At 39.3% G+C, this 7,080-nt stretch carries 5 protein-coding genes; 4 read left to right on the top strand and 1 reads right to left on the bottom strand.

From position 1 onward, the window contains the following. Nucleotides 1-276: 276 nt before the first annotated feature. From AC27IB_RS23255 to AC27IB_RS23240, 4 genes are all read left to right on the top strand, one after another. Complete coding sequence (locus tag AC27IB_RS23255) at nt 277-912, top strand: DUF4760 domain-containing protein (protein WP_296052516.1); 636 nt, start codon at nt 277-279, stop codon at nt 910-912. A gap of 83 nt (nt 913-995) precedes the next feature. Beyond that, the gene (locus AC27IB_RS23250; protein WP_296052514.1) at nt 996-1,397 is read left to right on the top strand and encodes a hypothetical protein; all 402 of its coding nucleotides are present in this window, start codon (nt 996-998) and stop codon (nt 1,395-1,397) included. 838 nt (nt 1,398-2,235) lie between these two features. Then, entirely contained in the window at nt 2,236-2,970 is a 735-nt protein-coding gene (locus tag AC27IB_RS23245; RefSeq protein ID WP_296052512.1) for a hypothetical protein, read from the top strand. Between the two features lie 120 nt (nt 2,971-3,090). Continuing rightward, complete coding sequence (locus AC27IB_RS23240; RefSeq protein WP_296052511.1) at nt 3,091-4,341, top strand: hypothetical protein; 1,251 nt, start codon at nt 3,091-3,093, stop codon at nt 4,339-4,341. A 109-nt stretch (nt 4,342-4,450) separates the two neighbouring features. Here the strand turns inward: AC27IB_RS23240 and AC27IB_RS23235 are convergent, their stop codons facing one another. Further along, nucleotides 4,451-6,418: an ORC-CDC6 family AAA ATPase gene (locus AC27IB_RS23235; protein ID WP_296052509.1), complete on the bottom strand. Its 1,968-nt coding sequence runs from the start codon at nt 6,416-6,418 to the stop codon at nt 4,451-4,453. Nucleotides 6,419-7,080 lie beyond the last annotated feature (662 nt).

The following is a 7,080-nucleotide window of genomic DNA, read 5'->3' as shown; positions in this document are numbered from 1 at the left end:
TAGCTAAAGCTTACTTCGGTTGCAGTTACAGTGACTCTGACGTAATTGTTTGATTTGTCAAGTTTTTTATCGGTATATTTATTGTTTCCTTGATTGCGACATGTTCATATTGACAATTGTATCACATCGGTACTAATATTTTGTAAAATATGCGGTTTTAAGTAGGGAGTGTCCTATGTATAGAGAAGAAGACTGGGGATTTGGCGCAACTGCCTAACCAAATTTATAATCAAGAATATAAGAAGAGCCTTATGGCTCTTTTTTTGTGAGTGAATTTTGAAAAAGAGAACCAAGCTAAATTACATTCTTGCAGCAGCAATAGTAATAACCTCTTTAGGAGGGATATTTTTAATACACCGAGTTGATGAAAAACTCATTTCTGCCATTGCTATTCTACTTTCCGCGACACTCGCTCTATCAGCCGCGTTATTAAATTTAGCTTACTCACGTCAGACTGCTAGAGAAGCTAACTCTTTGGATTTTCAGAAACGGTTGCAAGATAATAAAGAATATATAAAGCACGTTAGAAAAGTTGGTGAAGCTATATCAAAGAGAAATGAGCTTAATTTTACTGAGTTGGCACAACCAGAACAACGAAGTAATGAGTATGCTATAGCAATAAGATATGTACTGAATACCTGGGAACAAGCATCAAATGCAATTAGACATGATTTATATGATGAGTTGTACTTATATGAAGCTTACAAATCAATGGTCATAGACTTTGGCCTTTATTTTAGAGAATTTATAAGTTCGTCGCAAATGAGACAAGTAACATTCTATGAAAACTTTAGTTGGCTAGTATTAAAATGGCTAATAAGAAGAGACTCGATTAAGGAGAAAACACGGAAAGCTGAGTTGAAAATAATTTTCAATAAATTGAATAACATAGCTCCTAAGAAAGTACACTAATAATAAGTGTATTCTATTTTTCATTAGAACTACCTTTCTTCGTGCCTAGTTAACTCTGAGGTTTACCAACTGAGGACTTAGCTATGACTAAGAAGACAAATAACACTGATCTGCAAATCACGTTTATACATCAATTCAAACGCAGTACACGTACCGAATGGCCTGACAAATTTCGTGTTTGCTGGTATTTCAATCCAGAAACTCTGGACTATATCTACGAACATAAGAATGAAATGTTTGTCACCAATGGATTTGTTCTGTCGGATGGGCTTAAGGAGCAACTACCTGAAGAGTTCAGGAAGAAGTATTTCGAGCCAGGTGAGAGATGCTTATTGTTTCTCCTTTTCGAACTTCAAATCACTAACTTCATTTATTCTGAAGAAGTGGACGAGTACGAGTTTGAAAATGTGTTTGGGCTTTCGAAGCGCCGCTATTTTTCAGCGGAGGCTATCGATGAGTGGAGTGAACAGATCGATTTACTTTGAGGGCTGCTTTGCAGCCCTTTTTTCACTGTCAAAATAACAATACATAACAATATAGTCGGTAAGCTAACTAGCTCTTATAAATTGTCGATTTACATGTACTGACTCGTTCGCGAGCTGAGACTTTCGGGTTTGAGTTCAATCATACCTGACAGTCATCAACTGATTGATAGCAGCTAAGAGCAATTTGCAGACATAAATAGTGGCGTAAATGCTGAGTTCTAATTGCTCATAGCCGACATTCTCAATTCGTACTCAAATCCAACCACATTAGTTGAAACTACGTTAATTCATTTCATATAGAATTTCTGAGAATTATTAGTAATACTAGAAGAAGTTATCGTAAATCAGCTCAATGTTAGGTGTAAGTCAATGTTATAAATTAATTATTGTGGGGTTCAGAATTGTGCAAGACTGCGTGTTACTGTGAATTCTCTATAATAAGTAATTAGGTGACCTGTGAGGTTTTTATCTCTATAAATCAGATTTTATGCGATTCGTGGGCGGACTGAATCTAAGTGCAGTAGAAGTGATTGATGTTTTATGTCACGCTTAAAGCGCAAGCATTACTGTTGTGAGCTAGCTCGCGTACAGACAAAGCCTGGTAGCTTCAGGTAAAACCAATACCCTATTGCACAGAAGGCATCAAAGGAACATGTGCATGTCACCAAAGAAAGGAAACGAACATATATCATGGAAAGTACATACATATCACTGAATCAGCTAACAACCCGTTACATCGGATATGCGCTATGCACCTTGCGATAAACTAAAATCGTTAGCTACAATTTTTTAATCTCATAGGAAGTGAGTAGTCTGTGAACTTGCATAAGGAAATACAATGAAAAACGTAATGACTATTGTTCTATTGAGCTCTTTCAGTTTAGCGGTTTTAGCTGACGAACTTGAGAAAGACAAACGTTATAGAGCTAAGACAGAAATAGTTGTGGATGATAAAAAAGGAGGAAGTAATCTTCGAGTTGGTTCACAATCGAAATTCTTGGTCATAGACAACGATGAAGCTGCTCACTACGCAATAAAGTTTACTAATATCTACCCTGTTAATGATATTAAAGCTAAGGCGAACAGGGATACAGATAGCTATAAAACACAATCTGCCTCGGACGTAATCGAAGATACTGTATATTACTTAAGTAAATCCCCCACACATGGCGTTCCTGTTGAGAGTAAGGTTGAAGAGAGTATAGGTGGAATAGTTAGTGGACCTCTTATCGTCCCATTCAAATATCGATTGGATGATAAGTCTGTTGGAGGTGATGCTACGGTAGGATATTACGCTGGCTATGGCTTCGATGTTCCAATATCAGATCAATACATTACTGTAACACCGTTTCTTTCAGCCGGACTAACACAAGTCTCAGTTGCTACGCTTGAAGAGGACGGAACCAGCTCTACAGAAAATAAATCAGGTTTTTCTTGGGCAACCGGATTGTTAATAAAAAACTGGGATAGTGTGAATATTGGTATTGTCTATGGTCAAGATAGAATTGGCGACCAAAATTGGGAGCACGAAGGTGAAGGTTGGTTTAGTATTTCAGTTGGCTGGGAATTATAGCTAACAAAATGCTTAAAAGGGACAGTTACGTAGCGGCGCTTCGACATTATGCCTCTACGTCACTGCCTATTAGCTTGGTGTTATAAGGCAAAAACCGAAAACTGGACGGGGGAAACGAAAGTGCTCACAAATCGTTTGATATATTCGGCGGTGCTCTGTATTTTTCTGTTTACTGGATGCGCAGCCAACAAAACCTATCGCACTGACTTATCGACTTCGTGCTCAATCGGAGATAGCAGTTGCAACTCAAGCCTCGAACTTAACGGAGCAGAGATTGAAAATAGCTCAGTCGCGTTATCGTTCGTAGAGATAAATGATCAAGGTTTGCTCAGAGAACGGGGGCAGCTCGAAAGAGTAAGAGATCTTATTTCGAAAAGAGGACATCTTGGAAATCAGGCTGTGATGGTTTTTGTTCATGGGTGGCATAACAACGCGCAGGCGGACAATGGAAATGTCGAAACCTTCAGAAGACTATTGCTGAGATATTCAAACCTTTACCCGAATATTGCTGTAACTGGTGTGTATGTTGGCTGGCGTGGCGATTCGTGGCTGCTGCCAAATATAATCTCCTTTTGGGATCGAAAGGACGTCAGCATTGAGGTCGGTCAAGGCGCTTTGGTAGATATTCTCTCAACGGTAGAGAAAGCCGCCATTGAGACGAAGTCCAGGATGGTAAGCATAGGCCATAGCTTTGGCGGGTCGGCTCTTTTCAATGCCACTCGATCCATGTTGCAAACTAGACTTGATTCTCCTCCTGCTGCGCTTGCCCACGAGGAATTTCCGATGCACGCTGCTGTTGGTGACCTAATTTTGATTGTTAATCCAGCATTTGAGGCGATGCAGTATTGGCCTCTGCATAGTGCTACGATAGATCGAATTAGGAAAAATAAGCCTCAGTTGGATCGAGGCCCTAGGATGTTGATCCTACAAGGACAAAAGGATTGGGCGACCCGTTATGCTTTTCCTATGGGCCGAAGCTTTACAGTTCCATTTGAGGCGCATGTTAGTGATTCCGACTCAATGGACGCAGGCAACAATTTGCCAGAATGGCGATTAGATCTGTTTGCAATTGGTCACTTTAAAGAACTCAATACTCACGATTTGGTAGATGCTGACGGACCAAATGCAGATTTAGCTAAGTGCGGCCATGGCGTTGAGTCAACTGGCTTTAAAGGTGGCGCCTGGACTTCTCCTAACGCCAATATTCGCCTGAAGCCAAGAGCTAATTTCGTTCCTGGCGACCCATTCTGGGTTGTCTATGACACCATGCTAAGTGAAGGGCACAACGACTTGGAAGATGGACGTCTAACTTGTATGGTTGCAGACCTTATCAGCACTTACACGAAGCTTGAACCGCTTCTCTTTAGGTGATTTTGCGCCGTGAGGTTACTTTATAACAAATCATTGAAGCGTCCGTTTGATCCGCCCCCCGCTTTTGACCAATTCCAGAAATGTCAGGTCAAGTAAGAACTTATTAAATTTACACATCGGGGGGATTTGTGCTCAGGTATCTCTTCCAATAGGATTTCCAATCAGTAGAAAGAGAGAAACGGGGGGTTTTTCCTGACATCTCTGTAATGAGCCATTTTTCCCTATTTAATGGCGGTTCCCGAAGCGCTCTTGATACATTGTTCGGTGCTTTACTTTTTTGGTCATTGCTAATTATGTAAGTGTTTATTACCTTCGTAATCTCACTTCCCGTGCTTGACTCAATACCTAGCCGTTTTTGAATCACTAATGCAACTAGAATGAGTGGTATGTAGTATGTTTCCTTGACTCTGATTGCTTCTAGGTATTTCGGAACTGTCTCAAACACCTGATCATCAAAGTCTAAATGTTCATCATCTTTTGATACATAGTGTTTGGTAAACTCAATATCGTCTGAGTGTTCGACAAAGGGGAGTTGTCCATTATTATAGTAGTTATCGAAATCAAGGATTGACGTCCTATTGTACATACTGTCTATTTTCGGGACTAAAATATACTCAGATTCGCTCTTTAGTAACCCTTTCGGTTCGTCCTTTGTATTAATTAAATGTGCATAGCAGCCATAATCTAATGAGTACAAATTGAACTTTTTCCCCTGGACAGTTTTGACTGCAACACCTTGCTTAACAACGTGTATTACTCGGGAGTCGAACAAGAAATCTAATAAGTCGTCTTTTAATTCTGCCTGAACAAGAAACCCCCTGGTTTTCTTCGTTCCGATAACAGAATTTATTATCCAATCAAGTAGTCGAACTGCTTCTGCTTTGGAATTGAAATCTTTGCTTTTAGAATTCGTATACCAGTATCTTGCCGCGTTCCTTATGCTCTTTACACCTAACTTCTGACCGCTATTATGCAAAATTGCGTGAGAAATTATGTGAATTGCATCTCTAGGAACACCTTCGCTAGCTCTGGCAAATTCCTCAAGAGCTGATCTATTTTTAAATACTTGAGCTGTAAAATCCTCACTGTTTTCAGGGACTATATTTTTCCTATCAGCAGCTTTGGCATGCTTATGAATTAGGCCTTCAAAAAATTTAACAGCTTTGTCATTGTCATTATCAAAGACCATAAACTGGTCAAGATTTATTGACGCTGAAGCATCTGCTGATATTTCAAGGCCGATTTTTTGATTACTAGCAGAGTAAAACTGAAACTTTGAACGGTGAGAAATTGCCGCTATTTTTACAGTAACAGTGGGTATAGGGAATACGATTCTTCGAAACATATCAGCTAGATAAGGCTGAAGTTCTATTGGTACTTCACTCCATTCATCTATTACTATCAATAATGATTTATTTGGCAGTTTACTAACTATTTTCTTTAGAATTTTTGAGAGAGAGCCAAAATGCATACGTATCTTGGCTTTTCCTGTCGTTTTAAGGTTTTCCCCTTGACTTTCATTTTTTGATGAAGACGAATTTCTCTTGATACCTAGGGATGGTGTGGAAGAAAGAGCACCTGAAATCTCATTTACTCCCGAGGAGGTAGCTGAATGAATACTCGATGTTTGGGTCTCTACTACTCCTTCAATTGACACATTTGTCGCTTCCTCGACAAATTGATCTAGTAGAGGGGCTAATGCAGATAAATCGCATTCATCGGATAGTTGGCATGTGTCCAACAATTGTTCTCTGATTTCACAGAGAACATCTGATAACAGTCTGGTTGCTCTTTCTGACGTTTCGATTTGATAATCAGAGTAGAGACCGCCAGTCGATCCCATTGTTCTCATATCGACTTCTATTCCGATGGAACCATTGATGCGTTGGGCGTTCAACAAATACTTCAAGAGATGTGTTTTACCAGTCCCACGACGTCCGAAGAGAATTTGATTTTCAGAGGATGAGAAAATCGAAAACAATGAGCCTATATGTACAAAAGAATTTACCAAATATTCGTCAGGTTTCCTTTCTGCACGTTTTGGCATTGATGCTAAAATGTCTGTCAAATCGTTCATTTATCTCTCGTCCTTGAATATTCATATTCCAATGTTAACTATAATTTATAAATGTATAAATAGCTGAAATTTTGTAATGTTAATGATGAAATAGAAATTCGGCTTCGGCTAGAGCCGTGAGGAATAGTGAAATTATAGGCACAACTAAATCTCGATAATAATCGATACTTCTGGCCTAACTAAATTCTAATAGCAAAAAGGACGGTACGCCTTATGGGATAAAGCTAAAGCTTCATCTGTGTGCCGAGATTTTTAGACTCTCTGCTTAGTCTAACCCGCTAATTATGGTAAGGGCCAACACCAGTCATTTACTTGTTCTCTAGGTCATCTTTACGTCTCCTATGTTGGAAATAGTTTTAGGCGCACCGTTAAAAGTGCTGAGCTGGAAATATGTCGCGATCACATTACCTCTCAACACGAAAATTTGTACTTCAAATATGATTTTCAAAATCACGTAAACTATGTTGAAAAATTTTCCTGGCATGAGACTACTTAGATATAGCTCAGTCGCACCATCATTGCTCCATACTACTTGTGGTTCATGAACTCAATTGGGAACTTTATTGAAAGTGCCGTAAATCTCAACGGCGCTTTCCGCTGACTCGATTCAGCTAGAGGTATGAGCGTTAAAGTTAATTGATTATCATCGCGATATTCAATGT

Source organism: Alteromonas sp. 4NH20-0104 (assembly GCF_057547795.1).
Note: the sequence above shows the minus strand (reverse complement) of the source record. Positions and strands in the feature narration are given on the sequence as shown.

What these genes read in the sequence shown, in the direction of transcription:
- AC27IB_RS23250 (WP_296052514.1), top strand. Translation starts at nt 996, where the DNA reads ATGACTAAGAAGACAAATAACACTGATCTGCAAATCACGTTTATACAT.
- AC27IB_RS23245 (WP_296052512.1), top strand. Translation starts at nt 2,236, where the DNA reads ATGAAAAACGTAATGACTATTGTTCTATTGAGCTCTTTCAGTTTAGCG.
- AC27IB_RS23235 (WP_296052509.1), bottom strand. Translation starts at nt 6,418, where the DNA reads ATGAACGATTTGACAGACATTTTAGCATCAATGCCAAAACGTGCAGAA.